Origin of the sequence: Burkholderia sp. PAMC 26561 (assembly GCF_001557535.2) — a bacterium.
GTDB lineage: Bacteria > Pseudomonadota > Gammaproteobacteria > Burkholderiales > Burkholderiaceae > Caballeronia.
In genome coordinates this window covers 3222418-3244285 of sequence record NZ_CP014306.1, presented here as the reverse complement: position 1 = coordinate 3244285, position 21868 = coordinate 3222418, and the positions used below count along the sequence as shown (strand labels likewise).

General features: G+C 60.9%; 18 protein-coding genes and 1 tRNA gene. 5 read left to right on the top strand and 14 right to left on the bottom strand.

Annotation, left to right across the window (positions count from 1 at the left end):
• Window positions 1–99: 99 nt before the first annotated feature.
• From AXG89_RS14870 to AXG89_RS14840, 7 genes are all read right to left on the bottom strand, one after another.
• Window positions 100–1116 (bottom strand): DUF1571 domain-containing protein, encoded by a 1017-nt coding sequence (locus AXG89_RS14870; protein ID WP_062170057.1) that lies wholly within the window; start codon window positions 1114–1116, stop codon window positions 100–102.
• Window positions 1117–1306: 190 nt separating this feature from the next.
• Entirely contained in the window at window positions 1307–2614 is a 1308-nt protein-coding gene (locus AXG89_RS14865) for an acetyl-CoA C-acetyltransferase (RefSeq protein WP_062170056.1), read from the bottom strand.
• Window positions 2611–3522: a MaoC family dehydratase gene (locus tag AXG89_RS14860; RefSeq protein WP_062170638.1), complete on the bottom strand. Its 912-nt coding sequence runs from the start codon at window positions 3520–3522 to the stop codon at window positions 2611–2613. The genes AXG89_RS14865 and AXG89_RS14860 overlap by 4 nt, the downstream gene beginning before the upstream one ends.
• 5 nt (window positions 3523–3527) lie before the next feature.
• Window positions 3528–4958 carry a 3-oxoacyl-ACP reductase gene (locus tag AXG89_RS14855; RefSeq protein ID WP_062170055.1) on the bottom strand — a complete coding sequence of 477 codons (1431 nt, stop codon included), beginning with the start codon at window positions 4956–4958 and terminating at the stop codon, window positions 3528–3530.
• A 65-nt stretch (window positions 4959–5023) separates the two neighbouring features.
• Window positions 5024–7528, bottom strand: a complete 2505-nt coding sequence (locus AXG89_RS14850; RefSeq protein WP_062170054.1) for an acyl-CoA dehydrogenase — start codon at window positions 7526–7528, stop codon at window positions 5024–5026.
• A 120-nt stretch (window positions 7529–7648) separates the two neighbouring features.
• Window positions 7649–8413, bottom strand: a complete 765-nt coding sequence (locus AXG89_RS14845; protein ID WP_372237091.1) for a TetR/AcrR family transcriptional regulator — start codon at window positions 8411–8413, stop codon at window positions 7649–7651.
• 186 nt (window positions 8414–8599) lie between these two features.
• Window positions 8600–9826: an MFS transporter gene (locus AXG89_RS14840; RefSeq protein WP_061999612.1), complete on the bottom strand. Its 1227-nt coding sequence runs from the start codon at window positions 9824–9826 to the stop codon at window positions 8600–8602.
• A 401-nt stretch (window positions 9827–10227) separates the two neighbouring features.
• On the opposite strand from AXG89_RS14840, the gene AXG89_RS44630 reads away from it, so the two are divergent.
• A complete protein-coding gene (locus tag AXG89_RS44630; RefSeq protein ID WP_372237090.1) occupies window positions 10228–10731 on the top strand; it encodes a MarR family transcriptional regulator in 504 nt (167 codons plus the stop codon).
• Window positions 10732–10736: 5 nt separating this feature from the next.
• On the opposite strand, the gene AXG89_RS14830 is transcribed toward AXG89_RS44630, so the two are convergent.
• Window positions 10737–11267 (bottom strand): Lrp/AsnC family transcriptional regulator, encoded by a 531-nt coding sequence (locus AXG89_RS14830; RefSeq protein ID WP_061999611.1) that lies wholly within the window; start codon window positions 11265–11267, stop codon window positions 10737–10739.
• Between the two features lie 153 nt (window positions 11268–11420).
• Here AXG89_RS14830 and mdeB point away from each other — a divergent pair, with 153 nt between their 5' ends.
• On the top strand, window positions 11421–14141 hold the full coding sequence (gene mdeB / locus AXG89_RS14825) for an alpha-ketoglutarate dehydrogenase (RefSeq protein ID WP_061999610.1): 2721 nt from the start codon (window positions 11421–11423) through the stop codon (window positions 14139–14141).
• Window positions 14142–14161: 20 nt separating this feature from the next.
• On the opposite strand, the gene AXG89_RS14820 is transcribed toward mdeB, so the two are convergent.
• Window positions 14162–14689: a septal ring lytic transglycosylase RlpA family protein gene (locus AXG89_RS14820; RefSeq protein ID WP_231941246.1), complete on the bottom strand. Its 528-nt coding sequence runs from the start codon at window positions 14687–14689 to the stop codon at window positions 14162–14164.
• A gap of 211 nt (window positions 14690–14900) precedes the next feature.
• Between AXG89_RS14820 and AXG89_RS14815 the strand changes: the two genes are divergently transcribed.
• Both AXG89_RS14815 and AXG89_RS14810 read left to right on the top strand, forming a co-directional pair.
• Entirely contained in the window at window positions 14901–15536 is a 636-nt protein-coding gene (locus AXG89_RS14815) for a class I SAM-dependent methyltransferase (protein ID WP_062170053.1), read from the top strand.
• A 231-nt stretch (window positions 15537–15767) separates the two neighbouring features.
• Window positions 15768–16670, top strand: a complete 903-nt coding sequence (locus AXG89_RS14810; RefSeq protein ID WP_062170052.1) for a LysR substrate-binding domain-containing protein — start codon at window positions 15768–15770, stop codon at window positions 16668–16670.
• Here AXG89_RS14810 and AXG89_RS14805 read toward each other — a convergent pair.
• Both AXG89_RS14805 and AXG89_RS42140 read right to left on the bottom strand, forming a co-directional pair.
• Complete coding sequence (locus AXG89_RS14805; RefSeq protein ID WP_062170051.1) at window positions 16649–17746, bottom strand: DNA alkylation repair protein; 1098 nt, start codon at window positions 17744–17746, stop codon at window positions 16649–16651. The genes AXG89_RS14810 and AXG89_RS14805 overlap by 22 nt on opposite strands.
• A 120-nt stretch (window positions 17747–17866) precedes the next feature.
• Window positions 17867–18040, bottom strand: a complete 174-nt coding sequence (locus AXG89_RS42140) for a hypothetical protein (RefSeq protein ID WP_162916057.1) — start codon at window positions 18038–18040, stop codon at window positions 17867–17869.
• Between the two features lie 29 nt (window positions 18041–18069).
• On the opposite strand from AXG89_RS42140, the gene AXG89_RS14800 reads away from it, so the two are divergent.
• Window positions 18070–19611: a methyl-accepting chemotaxis protein gene (locus AXG89_RS14800; protein WP_062170050.1), complete on the top strand. Its 1542-nt coding sequence runs from the start codon at window positions 18070–18072 to the stop codon at window positions 19609–19611.
• A gap of 20 nt (window positions 19612–19631) precedes the next feature.
• Here AXG89_RS14800 and AXG89_RS14795 read toward each other — a convergent pair whose 3' ends face one another.
• The 3 genes from AXG89_RS14795 to alr form a co-directional block, all read right to left on the bottom strand.
• Window positions 19632–20318, bottom strand: coding sequence for a cation diffusion facilitator family transporter (locus AXG89_RS14795; RefSeq protein WP_082771429.1), 687 nt, complete (start codon window positions 20316–20318; stop codon window positions 19632–19634).
• Window positions 20319–20489: 171 nt separating this feature from the next.
• Window positions 20490–20574, bottom strand: a tRNA-Leu gene (locus tag AXG89_RS14790).
• Window positions 20575–20666: 92 nt separating this feature from the next.
• Window positions 20667–21734 (bottom strand): alanine racemase, encoded by a 1068-nt coding sequence (gene alr, locus AXG89_RS14785; protein WP_062170049.1) that lies wholly within the window; start codon window positions 21732–21734, stop codon window positions 20667–20669.
• Between the last annotated feature and the right edge of the window lie 134 nt (window positions 21735–21868).

The following is a 21868-nucleotide window of genomic DNA, read 5'->3' as shown; positions in this document are numbered from 1 at the left end:
ATGATGCAAGTGGGGCGAGGGTATCGACGAAGTCTTAGGCAAAACTTAAAACCGAAATAAAGCATGTGACGAATGCTTACCGCCTGAGACGGTGCACGCCTAGAAGTGATAGTCCGGGTTCTTCGGATTGAAGGTGTCCTCGTCGAAAACCTTCGGCGCGATGTTCTGGAAAACGATGCTTTCGAAGACATTGCCGTCGTTATCGAAGGATTCGGCGGTGCGGAAATACGGCCTTCTCAGGTCGAGTCCGAGCACCTCTTTTTTCGCATAGAACTGTGGCTGACCCGATGGCGTTTCGTAAGTGAATGCCACCACGCGCGCGCCGTCGATAGTCTTCACCTCGATATTGTTCGCTCGGGTCACGCCCGCTTCGGCGAACTTCTTGCCTTCTGCCAGGAACTGCTGCGTGATGAATTCGGTGCCGAGGTCGCGAATGGAATGACGTGATTGCGAGCGCGCGAGCGACCCGTCGAGTGCAGTCCAGAGCGTCATGACGTTGAGAATGCCGCCGAGGTGGCCGAGCATTTCGTCGGGGCGCGTGGTTTCGTCGTAGAGGATTTCCTGGCCCGCGTGGTCGCCGTCGGGCAGCCATTTGGCGTAGACGCGCATGGGGTCGCGCGTGACACGCACGAGCATGTGATCGGGTTGGTCGGGCCATCTTCCCTCGATGCGCTCGCGCCGCAGCATGGTGAACTCATACGACGGGTACCCGTTCGGACCTTCCTTCAGATAACGCGGCAACGCAAGCGGATCGAGCGATTGAAACAAAGACACCAGCGCCGTGTCGCTCATTTTCGCGAGCATGCCGGATAGCGCCGCGCGGCTCAGCCAGCGGACCTGCCGATCGAGTGAAAGCTTTCCGACCTGCGATGCCGGCGTTTTCGGCGGTTCGGCCGTGGCGTTGGCGGAAAGCGCAGGCCCGGCGGCAGATGTGGCGGCGGAGGTGGGGAGAGACGGCGTGGCCGTGTTGGCGGCAGAAGCCGCGCTGGCGGGTTCCTGGGCGCCGGCCGGTCCTGACATGGCCGCGCTCAGCGCGAAGGCGCCCAGCACGCTCCACACGCCTGTAGCCGTGTGATTCGATAACACGCGCGGGCGACGCTGTCGTACTCGATGCATGAGATTCTCCGTGGTCCAATCGTTCGGCGTTCGGCGTTCGGCGTTCTGGCTGTTGGCTGCTTCGGCGTCGTGCGGTTCACGGCGGTTTATTCGCCGGGTATTTATCTGTGACACAACGCTTCGGAGCGCCCGAAATTCCACGGAGCAGCACTTTATGTGCTTGGGCGCTGCAAGGCCCTGTTTCTGACGGTCATCGTTCGAGGATTGCGACCACGCCCTGGCCGCCCGCGGCGCAAATCGATATCAGGCCGCGCGTGGTTGCGCCGGGCCTATCCGGCTCGCCCGCGAGCATCTTTGCAAGCGCGCCCACGATTCGTCCACCCGTGGCGGCAAACGGATGACCTGCCGCCAGCGACCCGCCGTTCACGTTCATTCGCGACCGGTCGATCGAACCAAAAGGGCCGTCGAGACCGAGCTGCGTGCAGCAGTATTCATCGTCTTCCCATGCCTTGAGCGTACACAGTACTTGCGCGGCGAAAGCTTCGTGGATTTCATAGAAGCTGAAGTCCGCGAGGCCGAGTCCCGCGCGTTCGAGCATACGCGGAACCGCATAGGCAGGCGCCATCAACAAGCCTTCCTTCTTGTCGATGAAATCGACGGCCGCCGTTTCCGAGTAAGTGAAATACGCGAGCACGGGCAAGTTGCGCGCGGCAGCCCATTCGTCGGATGCGAGCAGGACGGCCGACGCGCCATCGGTGAGCGGCGTGGAATTGCCGGCAGTGAGCGTGCCGGCATCACGATCGAAGACAGGTCTGAGCGCGGCTAAGCGATCAAGCGTGAGATCGTGCCGCAGGATGTTGTCGCGCGAGAGGCCCTTGTAGGGCGTCATGAGATCGTTGAAGAAACCGCGCTCGTAAGCGGCGGAGAGTTTGCGATGACTCTCGAGCGCAAGTTCGTCCTGCGCCTCGCGGGGTATCTTCCAGCGCTTTGCCATCAGTTCGCAATGCTCGCCCATCGACAAACCCGTGCGCGGTTCGCTGTTGCGCGGCAACGCGGGTTTCACCAGCATGCCCGGCCGCAGCTTCGCAAGCGCGCTCATGCGCTGCGCCGCCGACTTGCTGCGGTTGGCTTCCAGCAAGATCTTGCGCATCCGTTCGTTGACGCCGATAGGCGCGTCGGACGTCGTATCGACACCGCCTGCAATGCCTGCATCGATGTGTCCAAGCGCGATCTTGTTCGCAACCAGGATGGCAGTTTCGAGGCCCGTGCCGCATGCCTGGCTGACATCGTACGCGGGCGTCTCCTTCGCGAGCGTGGTTGAGAGCACGGCTTCGCGCGTGAGGTTGAAGTCGCGCGAGTGCTTGACGACCGCGCCCGCCGCGACTTCGCCCAGGCGCAGGCCATGGAGGTCGTATCGATCAACGAGCCCTTGCAGCGCGAAGCTCAGCATGTCCTGATTCGATGCCGCCGCATACGCCGTGTTCGAGCGCGCAAACGGAATCCGGTTGCTGCCGATGATCGCCACGCGACGCACAGCGGGAAGGGCGCTCGTAGTCATGACAATTCCCAATCGAAGCGGCCGCGCAGATGCAGCCTTTCGCCGGCAAGATCGCGGACTTCGAAGTCGCGCGCCGCGGTCGATGATGCCGCGGTCCACAGCGTGGTTTCGGCGGGCAGGAAAATGGGCGACTTGAACTCGCCGCTTATATTTGCAGAACCAAGTTGCTTGCAGGGCTGCAACGCCGCGACGGTTCGGCCAAGCGTCCACATCCCATGAGTGATGGCGCGCGGGAAGCCGAAGGCTTTTGCGGTGAGTGCATGCAGATGGACGGGATTGAAGTCGCCGGATGCCTTCGCGTAGTCACGCCCGAGTTGCGCGGGCAGTTGCCAGCGTGCTTCACGTGTCAGCACGGGCGCTTCGATGCCGGATGCTTCCGCAACGGGAGCACCGCTCGCACCGCCCGCACGATTGGCCACGCCACGCTTCAGATAAATGCTGTCGGCGTCCCACACCGCTTCGCCACCTCTATAGATACGCGTATGCAGCGTGAAGGCCTGGCCTTTGTCGTGCGGTACGAGCGCGCCGCTTTCCACTTCAATGCGCAGCGTCTGTCCAGAATGCAAGGTACGTCGCATATGCACCGTATTCGATATATGCACGAGGCCGATTGCGGGCCACGGAAACGCGGTATCGGTGAGCAGCATCAGATGCAGCGGGAACGCCATCACGTGCGGGAACGTGGGCGGCACGCCATGTTCGGGAATGAATCCGCACACGCGCGCATACCGGCCGATCTGCTCGGGATCGAGCGGCACCTTGGGCCGCACGAGCCGAAGCGAGGGCAACTCTGCCGCGCCGACGCCACGCTTGAAGATGCCTTGCAACGCGCGGCCGTAGAGTTTCGCCGGCGGCGGCAAGGTGTCCACGATCACCGTGCGCATGCGCGCCGCGCCTGACGCAAGCATCATGTTCACGCTCCGATCAGGCTTTGACCGCATACGCGCACGACGTTGCCGGTAATGCCGCTCGATGCCGGGCTCGCAAGCCACGCGATCGTCTCGGCGACATCGACAGGCAAGCCGCCCTGGCTCATCGAATTCATGCGCCGTCCCGCTTCCCGAAGCCCCAGCGGAATCTTCGCGGTCATATGCGTTTCGATAAACCCCGGCGCTACCGCGTTGATCGTGATGCCTCGCGCAGCGAGGAGCTTCGCCATCCCTTGCACGCGGCCGATCACGCCGGCCTTCGAGGTCGCATAGTTCGTCTGGCCGAGGTTGCCGGCGATGCCGCTTATCGACGATACGCCTATGATCCTGCCGCCCATATGCAGCACATCCTTTTCGAGCAGCGCTTCATCGATGCGTTCCTGCGCCGACAGGTTCACGTCGATCACGCTGTCCCACGCAGCCCCGGTCATCTTCGCGATGGTCTTGTCGCGGGTGATGCCGGCGTTATGCACGACGATATCGATACCGCCGAACGCCGCCAGCGCGGCCGAGATCGTGGCAGGCGCGTCAGGCGCGGCGATATCTGCAAGCAGCGCCGTATGCGCGCCCTGCGACGGCCACGCATCTTCCAGCGCGAGCATGGTCTGGTCGAGCGCATCCTGCGCCTCGGCTACATCGAGCCCGATCACATGCGCGCCGCGTTCGGCCAGCACATGCGCGATCGCTGCCCCGATGCCGCGCGCCGCGCCCGTCACCAGCGCACGCTTGGCCGCCAAAGGCTGATTCCAGTCTGCGGGTGGCGAAGCGGGCGTCGCATCGATACGAATGACTTGTCCCGATATATACGCCGAGCGCGGCGACAGCAGGAAGCGCAACGCACCTTCCATGTTGCCGCCGGGTTCCATCTGCACGAGATTCGACGAGATGCCGCCACGCGCCTCCTTGCCAAGCGAACGCGTCAGGCCTTCCAGGGCGCGCTGCGCCGTCCACATCTTCGGGGACGCGCACGATTCCGGCGGCAATCCGAGCACGATGATGCGGCCGCTTTTTGCCACGGACCGGATGGCATCGTGGAAGAAGCCGTAGAGAGCATGCAAGTGCGTGCTGTCGGCCATGCCCGTGGCATCGAAGATGAGCGCTTGTACGCGATCGTTCGGCGGCGCATCGGGCGAACGCGGTTCGAAGCGGCCGCTCATTGCGTTATGGCGTGCCGCCACTGGCAGCCAGCTCAACGCGCTTTCATGCGCAACACTCGTCATGCCGACAGAACCCAGCAGCGTCATCAACGGCTCGAACAACGTAGGCGATGGCCCCGCGCCAATTGCTGCGATCCCGCCGAATTCCGCGCGGCCTTGCGCATGCCGCCGCAGCACTTCCGGCCGGGGCAGCCCGATGGAACGCGCGACGCTCGCGCCGAACGGTTTGTTGACGAAGTCGAGATAACGGTCTGTCATCACTGCCTGCTGTGCGCCTGGGCGCGTGCATTAAGGTGTATCAAGTGCTTTAGATGCATTCGGGATCATGCCGGGATTGCCTCCGGCTCGTTCGCGAGCGCCTCATGGCGTTTTTGCAACGCATCGAGCATACCGAAATCCGCTCCGAAGTCGTCCACCTTCACGACTTCCACTCCGTAACGCGCGTAGTCGGAGAGTACCTGAGCTTCTTCTGAATCGATAAAACCCTTCGCTTGGCAATCTGCCGCCCAGGCATCGAGGTCGGGCAGGCTTTGGGGCATCGGCGGAATGTGTTTTGATTTGACCGCGTCGCGCAGCTTGAGCTCGATCTGAGCGTATCGCGGATTGAGCGCGAACATCAGCTCGCCGTAACCAATCGGGTCGACGCTCGCATCAGGCGCATATGAGTCCGCAATCAGGCGTTCGCGCGCCTCGCCGGGCGTGGTCATCAACTCGGCAATCAGTGTTCCGAGCCGGTCGCCCGGCACGCGATGCGGCAGGCCGAACGGGAACGCGAGCACGCGCACGAGGCCTGCGGCGACGCGGTTCGGGTAGTTTGACAACACGGCATCGAAAGCAGATTGCGCCTGATGCAGCGCATCTTCGACGCCCCATCGCACGAGCGGGAGATCGGCGTCGCGGCGGCCGTCGTCTTCGAAACGCTTGAGCGTCGCCGAGATCAGGTAAAGCTGCGAAAGGATATCGCCGAGTCTTGCCGACAAACGCTCGCGCCGCTTCAGTTCGCCGCCGAGCACGAACATCGAGACATCTGCGAGCAGGGCAAACGCCGTCGCCATGCGTGTGGATGCGCGGTAGTAGGGCACAAGACGTGCATCGGCGCGGGCGGGTTTCGGAATCAGCACGCTGCCGCCCAGCGCGAATACAAGGCTGCGAACCATGTTCGATGCGGTGAAACTGGCGTGGCCGAAGAAGGCGTTATCGAAATCGCGCAGGCCTTTGGCCCGGTCCGAATCCCGTGTTGCGGCCATCTCCCTGAGCACGTACGGATGACAACTTATCGCGCCCTGACCGAAGATGATCAGGCTGCGCGTGAGAATGTTCGCGCCTTCCACGGTGATGGAGATGGGCACTTGCTGATAAGCGCGAGCGAGGAAATTAGATGGCCCCATGCAGATGCCTTTTCCTGCGACCACGTCCATGCCGTCGTTGATGACTTTGCGCGCGCGTTCGGTGATGTGATATTTCGCGATCGCCGATATCACCGACGGTTTCTCGCCCAGATCCACCGCTTGCGCCGACAAGCGCCGTGCCGCGTCCATCACATAAAGGTTGCCGCCCATGCGTCCGAGCGCTTCCTGCACCCCCTCGAACTTGCCGATCGCAGTACGGAACTGCCGGCGCACCGCCGAATACGCGCCCGTCCCGCGGACAGCGAGCTTGGCCATCCCCACATTCGACGACGGCAGCGAAATCGCCCGTCCGGCCGCAAGACATTCCATCAGCATGCGCCAGCCGTTGCCCACTTGATCGCGTCCGCCAATGACCCAGTCCATCGGGATGAACACCTCGTGGCCCCAGTTCGGCCCGTTCTGGAACACCGCATTCAGGGGCCAGTGACGACGCCCGATGTTGACTCCGGGATGCTTGGTCGGGATGAGCGCGCAGGTGATGCCGGGTTCATCGGCGGGGCCAAGAAGATGGTCGGGATCGAGCGCACGAAACGCAAGACCGAGTACGGTTGCGATGGGCCCAAGCGTGATGTAACGCTTTTCCCAGGTCACCCGGAAGCCGGGCGTCTCGCGGCCTTCGAACACACCCTTGCACACGATGCCGATATCCGGAATCGCAGCCGCGTCGGATCCCGCATAAGGACTTGTCAGCGCGAAGCAGGGGATTTCATCGCCACGCGCGAGACGCGGCAGATAGTGATCCTTTTGGGCTTGCGTGCCGTAGTGCATCAGCAGCTCGGCAGGTCCGAGCGAGTTCGGCACCATCACGGAAACGGCGGCCGCCGAGCAACGCGTGGCGAGCTTCATGATCACTTGTGAATGGGCATAGGCGGAGAACTGCTTGCCGCCGTACTGCTTCGGAATGATCATGCCGAGAAACCCTTTCGACTTGATGAAATCCCACGCCTCTGGCGAGAGATCCTGCCAGACGGCAGTGGTTTCCCAGTCGTTGGCGATATCGCAAAGCCGAGTGCATTCCCCTTCGATGAAATCGCGTTCTTCCGCCGTCAAGACCGGCGCACCGGTTTCAAGCAGCGTGTCCCACTTGGGGCGTCCCGAGAAAAGCGCCGCGTCCCACCAGACCGTTCCCGCTTCAATGGCGTCGCGTTCGGTCGGGGACATCTGCGGGAGGATCTTGCGGAAGAGATCGAAGATGGATCGGGTCAGGATCACGCGGCGCAGCGGCTTGATTGCGAGTATCAACGCGGGCACCACAAAAACGATGGCGAGAAGCGTGGTGACAACCGGCCCGGCGATGCCGGCGAGCCATCCGGCCGCGATCCAGATCAAGGCCCACACGAGCCATGCGGTCGCTGGCGCCTGGATATAGATCAACGCGCCGCTCACGATGAACAATGCAATCACGAAGCTGGCTGTCATGAAGACCTCTCCTGATGATGTCCGATGCCCGGGTCACGCGGTGACGACGGAGAACCAGTGTGCCAGTGCGCCAAATACACATTCATCAGCACATTGTGTACCCGTCTCTCGGTCCGCGTTTCATGCCAACGCTGGTTGCGTTTCCTTCGTATCGATCGGCGCCGCGTTGCATTCGGCGAACATCGACTGGAACGGACACATCTCGCGTGTCACGGCTTGCGGCGCCTTGAGCGCCGCCACCATGATGAGCGCAAGACGTCCTATTAATTGCGGATCTTCGAGGCGCCGCCCCTGCGTAAAGTCATCGATCAGGCTGTTCGTGTCGGCACCAGCGAGAATGCCCGATAGCGATCCAATGCAGAAGTGCAACCGCCAGCCGAGTTCTTCGCGCGGCAAGTGTGGCAGCACGCTCTGGAAGGCGCAGAAGAAACGTTCGGCGACGTCGGTGTACATCGTGCGCAGGTAAGCTCGAATGAACGGCGACGGGTCCGTGTACGCGCGTCCGAGCAGACGCAGCAACGCCGGGCCGCTTCTCTCAGGGCAACGCGACTGCTGCAGCGCCGGAATGAACATCGCGCCGAGAATGTGTTCGCATGTGAGTTGCGCGCCGTGCATCGACTGGAAGCGTTCAAGCAACACGAGGCGATTGCGGTTAAGACCGTCGAGACGCCGCGTCAGCATGGCGTGGATCAGCGCGTCCTTGCCGCCGAAGTGGTAGTTCACTGCAGCAAGGTTCGCGTTTGCGCGCGCCGTGATATGGCGCAATGACATGGCCTCGTAGCCCGAGTCGATGTACTGCGCTTCGGCTGCATCGAGCAGTCGGGTCTTGGTGTCGGCGGGGCGGATGGACGGGATGGAACGACTGGGCACTGGCGTCTCCGGAATAGTTTTGGCCTCTGATTGAAACGGGCGTTTAACCGAAGATAAAAACCTTTGGCCGGATGGACAAGCCATTTAATGGAGCGTGCTCTCTAGAAAGAGAACGATCGTGCGGCGAAAGGGAGCGGAAAGCGGGGTGCCGGACGGCACCCCGGAAGGAGCTGGAAGCCTTATGGAAGCCTATATGGAAGCTTAAGTGGAAGCGCGTGCCACTACCTGCTCGGCGGATTCGGTCATGTCGATACCTCGCCTTTCGCGGCTGAAGAAAATCAGCGCAGCGATCACCACGGCGACCGTGCCGCCAACGAGCGCCATTGCGAGTCCATAGTTATCCCCGTTCTTGACGGCAATCGACGCCTGCATGGTCGCATTCACCGATGCCAGCAAGTTCCCCAGTTGATAGATGAGTCCAGGGAAGGTGGCGCGGATTTCGTCGGGGGAGATCTCGTTCAAATGAACGGGGATGACACCCCACGCGCCCTGCACCGATATCTGCATGAGAAATGCGCCGGCCGCGAGCGCAACCGGACCGCTCGAGAACGCCCACAGCGGCAATACCGGCAATGCGATCAGCGCGGCGATGAAAATTGCCCAGCGACGCCCGATTTTTTCGGACATCGACCCAAAGAAGAGGCCGCCGCAAATCGCGCCGATATTCAGGACGATGGTGATCAGCGAAACCGTATGGGGATCGAAGTGATGTTGCTCGCGCAGGAAGGTGGGGTAAAGATCCTGGGTGCCGTGCGAAAAGAAATTGAATGCCGTCATCAGGATGATGGAATAGACGGACAGTTGCCAGTTTTGCTTGAGCGTCTTCAGCAAACTTGGCCGAGGCCGCTTCTCCATCGCTTTCCATGCGGGCGATTCAGGTACATGCGCACGCACGTAAAGGACCAGGAGAGCCGGGGCCACGCCGATGAAAAACATGCCGCGCCAGCCGACATATTGATAGGCAACGCCGAACACGATCGAGGCCAGCAAATAACCGCTTGGATATCCCGCTTGCAAGAGGCCGGAAACGAATCCGCGCGCTTTGGTCGGCACCGTTTCCATGGTGAGGGCAGAACCTACACCCCATTCGCCGCCCATTGCAATGCCGAACAGCGAACGCAGTACCAGCAGCGTGAAGAGGTTTGGAGAGAAGCCGGACAATAACTCGAGCAGTGAATAGATCGCGATGTTTATCATCAGCGTGGGACGGCGGCCGTATTTATCAGCGAGACGGCCAAAGATCAATGCGCCTATGGGACGCATTGCGAGCGTCAAGGTAATCGCGAATGCGACCTCCGGAATCTTTGTATGAAACTCGGCGGCAATATCTTTCAGTATGAAAACCATCAGAAAGAAATCGAAGGCGTCGAGTGTCCAGCCCAAATAGGCCGCTATCGTCACGTTCCTTTGTTCTCGCGTCCAGCTCATTGCCGTATTCCCCTATTCGCGTAAATCTAATTAAAAGAACAACGAGGCCGCGCTCTCCTTTGCGCCGCGCCGCATAAGGCGCCCGGCTTGCGTCGGCACGAGGAAGTGTACGCCGCTGTTTAAGCGGATGCTTGAAACGATCGGCCGGATTGGTATTAACCCCGGTAATTCTGTGAGCGGGATACACTGCGGGGCAATCGGATGGCTTTCGAGGTATTCAGCGGTTTAAATATAATGAAAGTATTTTGAATTGATTTTGTATTAATCAATACATCCAAGCCGCTCTCAACCAGCGCGACGAACTTCTGGACATCGACCTGGACGATCTTGAATCGCTGATGCGCGACACGCAAATGCTCGCGTACGCGCGCTCGTTTCGCGAACTGGCGTGTGCGGACATCATGTCTAGCCCCGTTCTCACGGCCGTGGCGTCTGCGCCCGCGACGTCTGCCCGGGACTTGCTCAAGCGCCACGATGTCAAGGCGCTCCCGGTGATCGACGACGCAGATCGGGTCATCGGTATCGTGACGCGCTCGGATTTGATGGACAAGTACAGTGCCGCCACCGCCTTCGACGTGTCCGAGCAGGCCGCACAAAGCAAAGGCGTCACGCCACTGCAGTACTTGCTGCTGCTTCACATCAAGGGTTATCCGGAGCGCGAATGGGCGACCATTGGCGAGTTGGCGGAACGGCTCCAGGCGCAACATCATGGCGTTGTAGCGTTAGTCTCACGATGCGAAGCGCTGAAGCTCGTCAAGCGGAAGGCCAGCGAGACCGACCGCCGTCAGGTTGAAGTGCACCTGCTCAAGACCAGCGAGAAACTGCTTGCGCGACTGGCGGAGCTGCATCGCGCGGAACTCCGGTCCTTGACGAGTTCGTTTCGTGTCCCGCAGATCGATCTATGAAGCGTCTAACTCCATTCGGTATCGGCGCCTTCGTCGGGGTCTTGCAGCGTCATGCCCGCCGATGGCAACGGCAGCGCCGTTTTGTACCGCACCTGCTTGAGCGCAAAGCTTGACCGAATGTTCGATACCCCTGGAATCTTGGTCAGCCTCTCCACGATAAAACGCTGCAACGCCTGAATGTCCGGCACCATCACGCGCAACAGGTAATCGGCATCGCCCGTCATCAGATAGCACTCCATGACCTCGGGCCGTTCGCTGATCGCTTCTTCGAATTGCCGCAGCGCGTCTTCGTCCTGCTTCGCCAGACTCACCTGAATGAACACGTTGATGCGCAAGCCGAGCAATTCGGGGTTGAGCAGCGTCACCTGCTGCTTGAAAAGGCCCAGTTTTTCGAGCGCGCGAACCCTGTTGAAACATGGCGTCTGCGACAGGTTCACCGCCTGCGCCAGCTCGGCATTGGTAATGCGCGCGTTCTGCTGCAATTGGTTCAGGATCCCGATGTCGATCCGGTCCAGGCGTTTAGGCGATGTCGTCATAACTCGAATATTCTGGAAAAGTGGGACGGCGCAGAATAAATACACTATCCGTAGACCGCCTGAAATGCAAATCAGAGGCACATTCTGTGCAACGGTAGCTAAGCTGTAGTGATATGCAGCGGACTTGTCCCTATCGAAACGCGGAGCCACGCCATGACCGATTTATCCAGCGGAACCGAACATCTGATTTCCATTTCGCGGGGACGCGACGACAGCGATCCGGCCGAAACCGCCGAATGGCTGCAGGCGCTGGACGCGGTCACGGAACACGTCGGCCGTGACCGTGCTCAGTATTTGTACGACCGGCTCGCGGAGCACGCGTTGTCGATCGGAATCGAGTCATCGCGCGCGCGAGTCACGCCTTACACCAACAGCATCCCGCTCGCCGAGCAGCCCCGATATCCGGGCAATCTGGAGATCGAAGAGAAGCTTGCCGCCGCGCTGCGATGGAATGCGCTCGCCATGGTCGTGCGTGCGAACAAGGCATACGGTGAACTGGGCGGCCACATTGCGAGTTATGCATCGGCGGCGGATCTGTTCGAAGTCGGCTTCAACCATTTCTTCCGCGCGGCCGCGCCCGATGCCGGGGAAGGCACGGGTGGCGATCTCGTGTATTTTCAGCCGCATTCGTCGCCCGGCGTTTATGCGCGTGCGTACCTTGAAGGTTTCCTGAGCGAAGAGCATCTCGAGCATTACAGGCAGGAAATCGCGGGGCCGGGGTTGTGTTCATATCCGCATCCGTGGCTCATGCCCGACTTCTGGCAATTCCCGACTGGTTCTATGGGGATTGGTCCGATCAACTCGATCTATCAAGCGCGCTTCATGCGCTATCTGCACAACCGTGGTCTCGCAAAAACGCAGGACAGAAAGGTTTGGGGCTTTTTCGGCGATGGAGAAATGGACGAGCCCGAGTCGATCGGCGCGTTGTCCCTGGCCTCGCGCGAACAGCTCGACAACCTCGTCTTCGTGATCAACTGCAACCTGCAGCGGCTCGATGGCCCGGTGCGCAGCAATGGCCGCATCATCGATGAACTCGAAGCGCAGTTTATCGGCGCGGGCTGGAACGTGATCAAGGTGCTGTGGGGATCGGACTGGGATGCGCTGTTCGCGCGCGACCAGGGCAACGCGTTGTTGCGTGCATTCGCGCATACCGTCGACGGCCAGTTCCAGACGTTCTCCGCGAACGACGGCGCGTACAACCGCGAGCGTTTCTTCGGCCAGAACCCGGAGCTTGCCGCGCTGGCATCGCATTTAAGCGATGAAGACATCGACCGCTTGCGCCGCGGCGGTCACGACGTGCGCAAGCTTCACGCAGCGTACGCGAAGGCGCTTGGGCACCGCGGCCAGCCGACGGTGATTCTCGCGAAGACCATGAAGGGCTTTGGCATGGGGACATCGGGCCAGGGCCGCATGACGACGCACCAGCAAAAGAAGCTCGGCTTCGATGACCTCAAGGCATTTCGCGATCGTTTCCGTTTGCCGCTCTCCGACGCGGATGTCGAGGCGGTGAAGTTCTACAAGCCCGCCGACGACAGCCCCGAGATGCAATATCTCCACGCACGACGTGGATCGCTCGGCGGGTACCTGCCGCGGCGGCGCAGGGTGGCATCGAAGGGATTGGTCGTACCTTCCATTTCGAGCTGGGGCCAGTTCGCGCTCGATGCCGCCGGCAAGGAGATGTCGACGACCATGGCGATCGTGCGCATGTTCGGCAGCCTGATGAAGGACCCGTTGCTCGGTTCGCGCGTGGTACCGGTCGTCGCCGACGAAGCCCGTACCTTCGGCATGGCAAACATGTTCCGCCAGGTCGGCATCTATTCGCCGCTTGGCCAGTTGTATGAGCCGGAAGACCTCGGGTCCATGCTTTATTACCGCGAGGACACGAAGGGGCAGATCCTGGAAGAGGGCATTTCGGAGGCGGGCGCGATGTCGTCGTGGATTGCCGCCGCGACTTCTTACAGCGTGCACGATCTGCCCATGCTGCCGTTCTACATCTACTACTCCATGTTCGGCTTCCAGCGTATTGGCGACATCATCTGGGCAGCAGCTGACCAGCGTGCGCGCGGCTTCCTGATCGGCGCAACGGCGGGCAAGACGACGCTCGGCGGCGAAGGGCTACAGCATCAGGATGGCAGCAGTCATTTGGTGGCATCGACCATACCGAATTGCCGCGCTTACGATCCCGCGTTCGCGTACGAGCTCGTGGCGATTGTCGACGAAGGCATGCGCGAAATGGTCGAGCGCCAGCACGACGTCTTCTACTACATCACGGCGATGAACGAGAACTACGCGCAACCGTCGGTGCCCGGCGGCGATCTCGCGCTTGTGCGCGAGGGGATTCTGAAGGGCATGTATCCGCTCGCGACTGGATCGGACGGTTCGGCGCGGGTGCAATTGCTCGGCGCCGGCGCGATCCTCGGCGAAGTGATCGCGGCGCAGCGGATGTTGCATGAGGACTGGGAGATCGATGCGGCGGTGTGGAGCGTGACGAGTTTCACCGAGCTGCAACGCGATGGTATGGCATCCGAACGATTGGCGCGGCTTGGAGAGGATGTGCCTGCGCCTTACGTCACGACGGCGCTGGGATCGTCGCGCGGTCCGGTGATTGCGGCGACTGATTATGTGCGCGCCGTGCCTGAACTGATTCGTGCATACGTGCCGCGACGTTACGTGGCTCTGGGCACCGATGGTTTCGGTCGCAGCGACACACGTCAGGCGTTGCGCGAATTCTTCGAGGTGGATCGTGCGTCGATCGTCATTGCTGCGCTAAAGGCGCTTGCAGACGAAGGCGAAATCGATATGTCAGTGGTGCGCGCGGCTTCGCAGAAGTATGGGAAAGCGGGCAATGGGCAGGCTGCGCCCTGGCAACGGTAAGCGGCACGATCTAAACAACACTACTGGCTACCCGCTGCGCCGGCGCCGGGCTTCACGCTGCCGTCGGGTTGCGGGACTTCCACGGGCTTGACCTCGACGGGAGCGGTGCCGTTTTCCTTCAAGCCGAGTTTATCGGCGGTCTTGGGCGACACGTCGACGATCCGGTCCTTCACGTAAGGGCCGCGATCCCGGATTTCAACCACCTCGGTTTTGCCGTTTTCCAAATTCGTGACACGGGCCTTGGTGCCTAGCGGCAAGGTCTTGCTCGCGGCGACATTGGATTGGGGGTTCATCGGCGTACCATCAGCCATCTTTTTCGAGTAGAAATTTCGGCCGTAGTACGAAGCCGTTCCCTTTCGTGCCTTGCCGGTGCGATCGAGATTTTTATGATGGGCTCCCTTCGCGCTCGACTCGCGGGCAACACTCGATGCTGCTTCTGTCGCGTGAAGCGCGGTGCTCACGCAACACGACACGATCATGAGTAGAAGCGGTTGAAGCCTGTGTCTTCGCTGTGGTTTTGAACGGGCGGCACAAAAGTCGATCTTCAATTACCGCTCCCCTTTTGCCTGTCAAAAAGCATTGGACGTCCAATTCAGCGAAAATGGCGCCGAGATTCGGCGGACGCACGCGCTCTCGAAAGGTTCGCACGTCGATGCGGGGTGTATGTGCGGTGTCGTACATAATTGCGTCAATCAACAACGCGTCGCTCATCAGCGCAGAGGTTCGCGAAACGCTATCAAGACAAACGGACACGCAAGAATGGACAAACAAACCTTACAGGCTTACGACACCGACGCTGCCGGCTTCGCGAAGGAATGGCACGAGCAAGCGGCGCCTGTCGACATGTACGACTTGCTGCAACATCATTTCAAACCCGGACCGACCGTCGATATAGGTTGTGGTTCCGGCCGCGACGTTGCGTGGCTCGTGGCGAACGGTTACGACGCACACGGCTTCGATGCATCCGAAAGCCTGCTGCAACACGCACGTGCAACGCACCCGGAGATTCGCTTCAGTTTCGCCGCGCTCCCGGATCTCGCCGGCGTTGAAAGGGGCGTCTATGAGAACGTCCTGTGCGAGACGGTGATCATGCACCTGGATCCTGAAACGCTTCCCGACGCGGTACGCAGTCTGCTCGATCTGCTGCGTCCCGGCGGCACGCTTTACCTGAGCTGGCGAGTTACGCAACACGCATCGCAACGCGACAAAACCGGCCGCCTGTACGCCGCTTTCAATAAACAAGTGGTCCTCGATCAGCTCGGTGCGCAACATGCCATCCTGTCCGATACCGAGCAGACCAGCGTTTCGTCGGGCAAGACGGTGCATCGGCTGATTGTTCGCAACACGGCGGCCGCAGCGGCTATCGATGCCGGTCGAACAACGCGCGAAGGTTGACGGCAAGGCTCAGCAGTATCGCCAGGGCGCCGAGTGTTTCGAGTAGTGGAGACAACATCGCGTCGGATCTCCTGATGATTCTGGAAGACCTGCAGTAGAAGCAACCTGGACCAATTGCGAGCAGAGGATCAATCGATGCATTCTGCCGGGATTGCCAGCCACCACAATGTGGATGATGCGAACTGTGCCTTAGGGTATAACTAAGGCTGATCCACTCGAACAATCCTCTCGATGCGCTTTGACCTCATCGACTTACGCCTCTTTCTCTACGTGCTGGAAACCGGCAGCATCACACATGGCGCAGCGCAGGCGAACATGTCGCTGCCATCTGCAAGCGCGCGTCTGCGAGGCATGGAAGAGGCGTTGCGCATGCCGCTGCTCGAGCGTGGTCGGCGAGGCGTGGAGACCACCCCCGCCGGCGATACACTCGCGCACCACGCGCGACTCGTGCTTGCACAAATCGAACGCATGCAGGGTGAACTGGGCGAGCATTCCGAGGCCCGCAAGACCCGCATCCGGCTATGGGCGAACACTGCTGCAGTCACCGAATTCCTGCCGCGTCCGCTGGCCGAGTTTCTTCGCGATCACCCGAATGTTCATATCGATATGAAGGAGCGGCAAAGCGCTGAAACCGTCAAGGCGGTGCTCAACGGCTCGGCGGAAATCGGTATCGTGGCCGACGCCGTGGAGCACGGTTCGCTGCAGGCGTTTCCGTTCGCCACCGATAAACTCGTGCTGATCGTCGCGCGTGACCATGCATTGAGCGGCCAACGCAAGGTCGCGCTCAGGGACGTGGTCGGGGAAGATTTCATCGGCCTGAGCGCGGGCAGCGCGCTCTCGGAATATCTCGGCGAGCAGGCGTTGTTCGCGGGGCAGAATTTCTATTTCCGTGCGCGCATGCGGACCTTTGAAAACATCTGCTGCATGGTGGAGCATGGAGCCGGAATCGCGATCGTACCAGTCACTGCGGCGCGGCGTTATCGGGGAACATTGGGTGTGCGGATCGTGGAATTGACTGATCGTTGGGCGCCGCGCCAGCTTCTGATCGTCGTGCGCGATCTGGACGCCCTGCAACGGCCGGAAAGGGCGCTTGTCGATGGTCTGATTCAGCTTCAACAGGTCAAATCGAAATAACCCTTCGCCATGCATACGCCGTTGACCAGGATCTCCACATCATGCCTTCCGGCGTAATGCACGCGCGTGGTGAAGTCGCGGATGTTCTGCGTGCGTTCTATTGAAACGCGCTGGCGTGCGTCGAGCGTCAGTTCCTTGAGCTTGAAGACCTTCGCGGCTGTTGCGCCGGATTTCTTCACATAGTGCATGCGGTAGTCGATCACGAGGCGCTGGCTTTCATCGCTTTTCGATGCCAGTTCGAACGACAACGTGACCCGCTCACCAAGCGTTAGCGCAGCCGGCGAAACGATGAACTTGCTCAGCTTGACCTCGGGCGCGCCGCCCGCGCCGATCAACGCCAGCGCGCGGCCGTTACCGTCCTTGATCAGCGAGCGCAACGCACGTTTTGCGATCCACGCGGTATGCGCTTGATCGATGGGCCACGTCTTCAACCGGTCCAGGACCCATTCAGGATGCACCTTGGTGACATCGTTGAGATGGTTGGCGACGGACTTGCGCACATAGAGGCTCGGGTCCGCGCGCAGATTCTCCAGAATAGGGGCGGCGAGCGCCGGGTCGGCCATGATGGCGTCGAGCCGGAACGACCAGGGCAGGCGCGGGCGTGAACCCTCGCTTGCAAGCCGGCGCACGTGATCGCTTTCATCGCGCGACCAGACTTTCATGATGGCTAGCGCCCGCTTCAGGTCCTGGCGCAGGAACTCGCGGACGGCGAATTCGGACGAACCGAATCCCGTGAAGTACTTGAGCGCATCCATGGAAAGCTCGAAGTCGTCCCGGCCGTACTGCCCGACGTAATCGGGAAGAACCAGCGTCGAAAATCCTTGCTGCATGTTCGGTGCGAGCGCGCGAAGAATGCTTAGCGCTTCGCTGAAATCTTCCGGAAGCGTCGTGTGCAACGCATGCGTCATGCGGCGCAGGCGTTGCATCAGGCTTAGGCTTTCAAGGTCCGCGAGCGCGACCTTCAAAAAGCGGCGCGTATCGAATGAAGGATGGACCGCCTTGACCTCTCGTGCAGCCAGGCGAAAGCGGGCTTCGTTGAAAATTTCCTTGAGCGCGGGGTTTTCGGTGACCGTCATCGTTATCGTTTTTGGGGGTAGAGACTGCAAAGCATAGCCGCAACGCCTGTCAGATTGTTTCAGGAGGCGCGAACCGTGCCTCAAGTATCGCTGTGATTAGCCGTTAATACCGGCGTCACCCTACGCACGTTCTATCTCGCCTTCGACCACTCGACGCTTATTCCAGCGAACGTGTTTCGCTTTCCACGCTTCATCGGGACGCATCGCGCTGCCTTCGCCGCAGCGAATCGCGTTCAATCGGCTGCGTTTCACCGGGTTCATCGACAGGAAGGCCGGGATGCACGCGGACAACATCGAATATCTCGTTTTAATGAGTCGTCAACATGCTTAAAAAAATAAGTGTCTCATCCGGCCTGCTGTTCGTGCTCGCCGTGTTTTGCCTGTTCCAGGTCCTGACCGAAGGCCTCGGCTTCTGGTCCCTGACCTCCACGCATGCCGACGTCAGCAACCTCTCGGACATTGCACTCAGGCAGGCCAACGCCGTCAACGAAACCACGCAACGCCTGATGGACGCCCGCATCAACCTGTCGCGCGCCGGCACGCGCATGGTCCGTGGCGGCACGGAACCTGTTGAGATCGTCCAGCACGCGCGCGAACAACTCACGCTCGCCGACAAATCGTTCAGCGCGTTCCTGAACGCACCCAAGACCGGCGATGAAAACCAGGCGCGCGCCGTCGCATTGCAGGAAAAATTCAAGGCTTATCACGGCGCGCTGAGCGAACTGGCGCAATTCCTCGATGGCAACAACATCCAGGCGTTCCTCGATCAGCCTACGCAAGGTTTTCAGGACCGTTATCTCGCCGAACAACGAACCTTCGCGAATTTCAGCGATGCCGCCAGCCAGTCGTATCTCGATTCCATCGATGCACGCCTGAACCTCTTTCGCGGCGTCGGACTGGCGATTTTCGTGGCGCTGGTCGCGGGCGTCGTGCTGGTTCACATCGCGTTGCGCCGGGGTGTGATCGCACCGCTCGAACAAGCGGGGCGTCACTTCGAACAGATTGCAGAGGGCAAGCTCGACGAGCGCATCGCCGATCGCGGCAGCAACGAGATCGGCCGTCTCTTCGCGAGTCTCTCCGCGATGCAGGCAAGCGTTGCGCATACTGTCAGGACGGTGCGCGAATCGTCCGATTCCATCAACCTCGGCGCCGATGAAATCGCCACCGGCAACGCCGACCTTTCGGCACGCACGGAGAACCAGGCGGCATCGCTTGAAGAAACAGCGTCGAGCATGGAAGAGCTGACCGCCACGGTGCGCCAGAACGCCGATCATGCCCGCGATGCCAACAGTCTCGCTGGCGACGCGTTGACCGCGACCTCACGAGGCACGGGCGTGGTCGATCAGGTGGTAGAGAAGATGAGCAGCATTGCGAAGAGTTCGGACAAGATCGCGGAGATCATTTCGGTCATCGACGGCATTGCGTTCCAGACCAACATTCTCGCGCTGAACGCGGCGGTCGAAGCGGCCCGTGCGGGTGAGCAGGGCCGCGGATTTGCTGTGGTCGCAAGTGAAGTGCGTGGTCTCGCGCAACGCAGCGCGCAATCGGCGAAGGAGATCAAGGCGCTGATCGGCGAATCGGTTTCGCAAGTGAACGACGGCTCCGCGCTCGCTGAACGCGCCGGCGAGGCGATGCGTGAAGTATCGACATCCATATCCCGCCTCACGCAAATGATGGCCGAGATCAGCGCGTCATCGCTTGAACAAAGCACGGGTATCGAGCAAGTGAATCAGGCGGTCGTCCAGATGGATGAAATGACGCAGCAGAACGCCGCGCTGGTGGAGCAGGCGGCCGCTGCCGCGACGTCGCTGCATGAGCAAACGCGTCATCTGAAAGCGGCGGTCGCGGTGTTCAGGATCGCTTGAGGCGCGCCTGAATCAGTCAGCTATTGGCCGGTCGTTTCGGCGGCGGTTCGCGCGAAGGAACCTTTGAACGTTTTCCAGCCGAGCGTCCAGCCCATGCGCGCAATCATCAAGCCGATCAGCGCGGCGGCGACGCGGTCCGACATCGGCACGCCGGCCATGCTGCCCAGGATCCCAAGCACGGCAACACACGCCGATATCGCATCCGAGCGCGCATGCCACGCGCTCGCAACGAGAACGCTTGAGCGGGTGCGTTTGGCCACGCCCATGATGTAGCGAAACAGCGCCTCCTTGGCGACGATCACGAACACCGCGACCACGAGTGCGGCTGCATGAACGGAGGCGCCGTTGCCAGCGTCGTTCATGTGGCTGAGACTCGTCCAGAGCGTTTGCATTCCGGTTGCAATCAGCAGGATCGCTATGAGAAGGGACCCCGCGGTTTCATATCGATCGGACTGGTTGAATGCGTAACCTGCCCGGCGATGCGCTGCCGCTGCGCTCAGGCGCAACACGATCAGCACCATGCCGTCGGCGCCGAGATCGGCCAGGGTATGAACGCCGTCGGCGAGCAGTCCATCCGAAAAAGCCATCCATCCAATGACGATCTGCACCGTCATCAGCACCGCATTCAAAAGGACACTCGCTTGGGCTGCTCTGAAGGCAGAGACAGTGTCATGCTTTTCGCGGCCGTACTCGGACGTCGACGACATCGTGGGGACTGTTTTTTGTGGTGGTACAGCACCGTAACCGCGTCGCGTGGCGAAGATATGACACGGAGGCGTTGAACGGAAGCAGTCGGGCAGAAACGAGTGGACAACAAAAAACCCCGCGAGCCAAAAGCATCACGGGGTTTCTCGATGTTTCCTTACTGCCTGAATCTTTGGTGCCCAAGAGAGGACTCGAACCTCCACACCTTGCGGCGCATGGACCTGAACCATGTGCGTCTACCAATTCCGCCACCTGGGCCAAGCGGTACAGCGAAGACCGGTATTGTAGCCAACCGTCCCGCGCTGTCAATGGGCGAGTGAGAAATAGCCGGTTGCCAGCTGTTCAAGACCTTAAACGATACCCACCGGCACGCGGCGCGCAAGCGCGCACATCAGCTCGTACCCAATGGTCCCCGCGCTGCTCGCGACATCGTCTATGCGGATCTGGCCGCCCCACAATTCCACGCGCGAACCCACGCGTGCGGCGGGAACGGGCGTGAGGTCGACGGTCAGCATATCCATCGATATCCGTCCAACCAGGCGCGTCTTCACGCCGTCCACCGCGACCGGCGTGCCGGTTGGCGCGTGCCGTGGATATCCGTCGGCATAACCGCACGCGACCACGCCGATGCGCATCGCGTGCGGCGCCGTGAAGGTGCGCCCGTATCCGACGGTTTCGCCCTCGCGCAGTGTCTGGACGCCGATCAATTCGCTGCGCAGGGTCATGGACGCCTGAAGCGGCACATCGGCGATATGTTCGGCCATACCCGTCGGCGACGCGCCATACAACACGATTCCCGGGCGGACCCAGTCCCGATGCGTGCGCGGATGCCAGAGCACCGATGCCGAGTTCGCGAGGCTGCGTTGTCCCGGCATGCCGGCGGTGGTGGCATCGAAGCGGTCCATCTGCCAGTCCACTTCGCCTTCGTCAGCGTTGGCGAAGTGGTTCATCAGCGTGATCTCTCCAATATTCACGCATTCGCGCGCGCGGTCCCACGCGGCGCGATAGACGTCCGGCGCAAAACCCAGGCGGTTCATGCCAGAGTTCATCTTGAGATAGATATCTATGGGACGCGTTGCTTTGCAGCTCGCTAGCAGTGCGAGTTGTTCATCGCAATGGACGGCGGTGGTTAGGCGGTATCGATCGGCAATCTGCACGTCTTCTGTCGTGAATATGCCTTCGAGCAAGAGAATCGGTTTGGTCCAGCCGAGTTCGCGCACGCGGACTGCTTCGTTCAGGTCGAGCAGACCGATGCCGTCCGCCGCGTCCAGCCCCGCATAAATCCGTTCGATGCCGTGACCATAGGCGTCCGCCTTCACGATGCCCCAGATGCGCGCCCCGGCAACTTTCTGTCTGGCGACTTCGAGATTGTGCCTGACGGCGTTTGGGTGGATTTCGGCGAAGATCGGGCGTGGCATGGCAGAGGAGTATGTGGGGAGTAGAAACCGTCAGGGGCGGATCGCGTTCTGTCCGAAGGCAAGCCAGGCGGGACCGGAAGCGCCGGATCGTAGGGATTGCCACTATCGTAACGACGCGCGCGCAGTTTTTGTTT

Bases quoted from the DNA above. Each gene is read 5' to 3' on its own strand.
- AXG89_RS14870 (WP_062170057.1), bottom strand. From the start codon at position 1,116: ATGCATCGAGTACGACAGCGTCGCCCGCGCGTGTTATCGAATCACACG.
- AXG89_RS14865 (WP_062170056.1), bottom strand. From the start codon at position 2,614: ATGACTACGAGCGCCCTTCCCGCTGTGCGTCGCGTGGCGATCATCGGC.
- AXG89_RS14860 (WP_062170638.1), bottom strand. From the start codon at position 3,522: ATGCTTGCGTCAGGCGCGGCGCGCATGCGCACGGTGATCGTGGACACC.
- AXG89_RS14855 (WP_062170055.1), bottom strand. From the start codon at position 4,958: ATGACAGACCGTTATCTCGACTTCGTCAACAAACCGTTCGGCGCGAGC.
- AXG89_RS14850 (WP_062170054.1), bottom strand. From the start codon at position 7,528: ATGACAGCCAGCTTCGTGATTGCATTGTTCATCGTGAGCGGCGCGTTG.
- AXG89_RS14840 (WP_061999612.1), bottom strand. From the start codon at position 9,826: ATGAGCTGGACGCGAGAACAAAGGAACGTGACGATAGCGGCCTATTTG.
- AXG89_RS44630 (WP_372237090.1), top strand. From the start codon at position 10,228: ATGTCTAGCCCCGTTCTCACGGCCGTGGCGTCTGCGCCCGCGACGTCT.
- AXG89_RS14830 (WP_061999611.1), bottom strand. From the start codon at position 11,267: ATGACGACATCGCCTAAACGCCTGGACCGGATCGACATCGGGATCCTG.
- mdeB (WP_061999610.1), top strand. From the start codon at position 11,421: ATGACCGATTTATCCAGCGGAACCGAACATCTGATTTCCATTTCGCGG.
- AXG89_RS14815 (WP_062170053.1), top strand. From the start codon at position 14,901: ATGGACAAACAAACCTTACAGGCTTACGACACCGACGCTGCCGGCTTC.
- AXG89_RS14810 (WP_062170052.1), top strand. From the start codon at position 15,768: ATGCGCTTTGACCTCATCGACTTACGCCTCTTTCTCTACGTGCTGGAA.
- AXG89_RS14805 (WP_062170051.1), bottom strand. From the start codon at position 17,746: ATGACGGTCACCGAAAACCCCGCGCTCAAGGAAATTTTCAACGAAGCC.
- AXG89_RS42140 (WP_162916057.1), bottom strand. From the start codon at position 18,040: ATGTTGTCCGCGTGCATCCCGGCCTTCCTGTCGATGAACCCGGTGAAA.
- AXG89_RS14800 (WP_062170050.1), top strand. From the start codon at position 18,070: ATGCTTAAAAAAATAAGTGTCTCATCCGGCCTGCTGTTCGTGCTCGCC.
- AXG89_RS14795 (WP_082771429.1), bottom strand. From the start codon at position 20,318: ATGTCGTCGACGTCCGAGTACGGCCGCGAAAAGCATGACACTGTCTCT.
- alr (WP_062170049.1), bottom strand. From the start codon at position 21,734: ATGCCACGCCCGATCTTCGCCGAAATCCACCCAAACGCCGTCAGGCAC.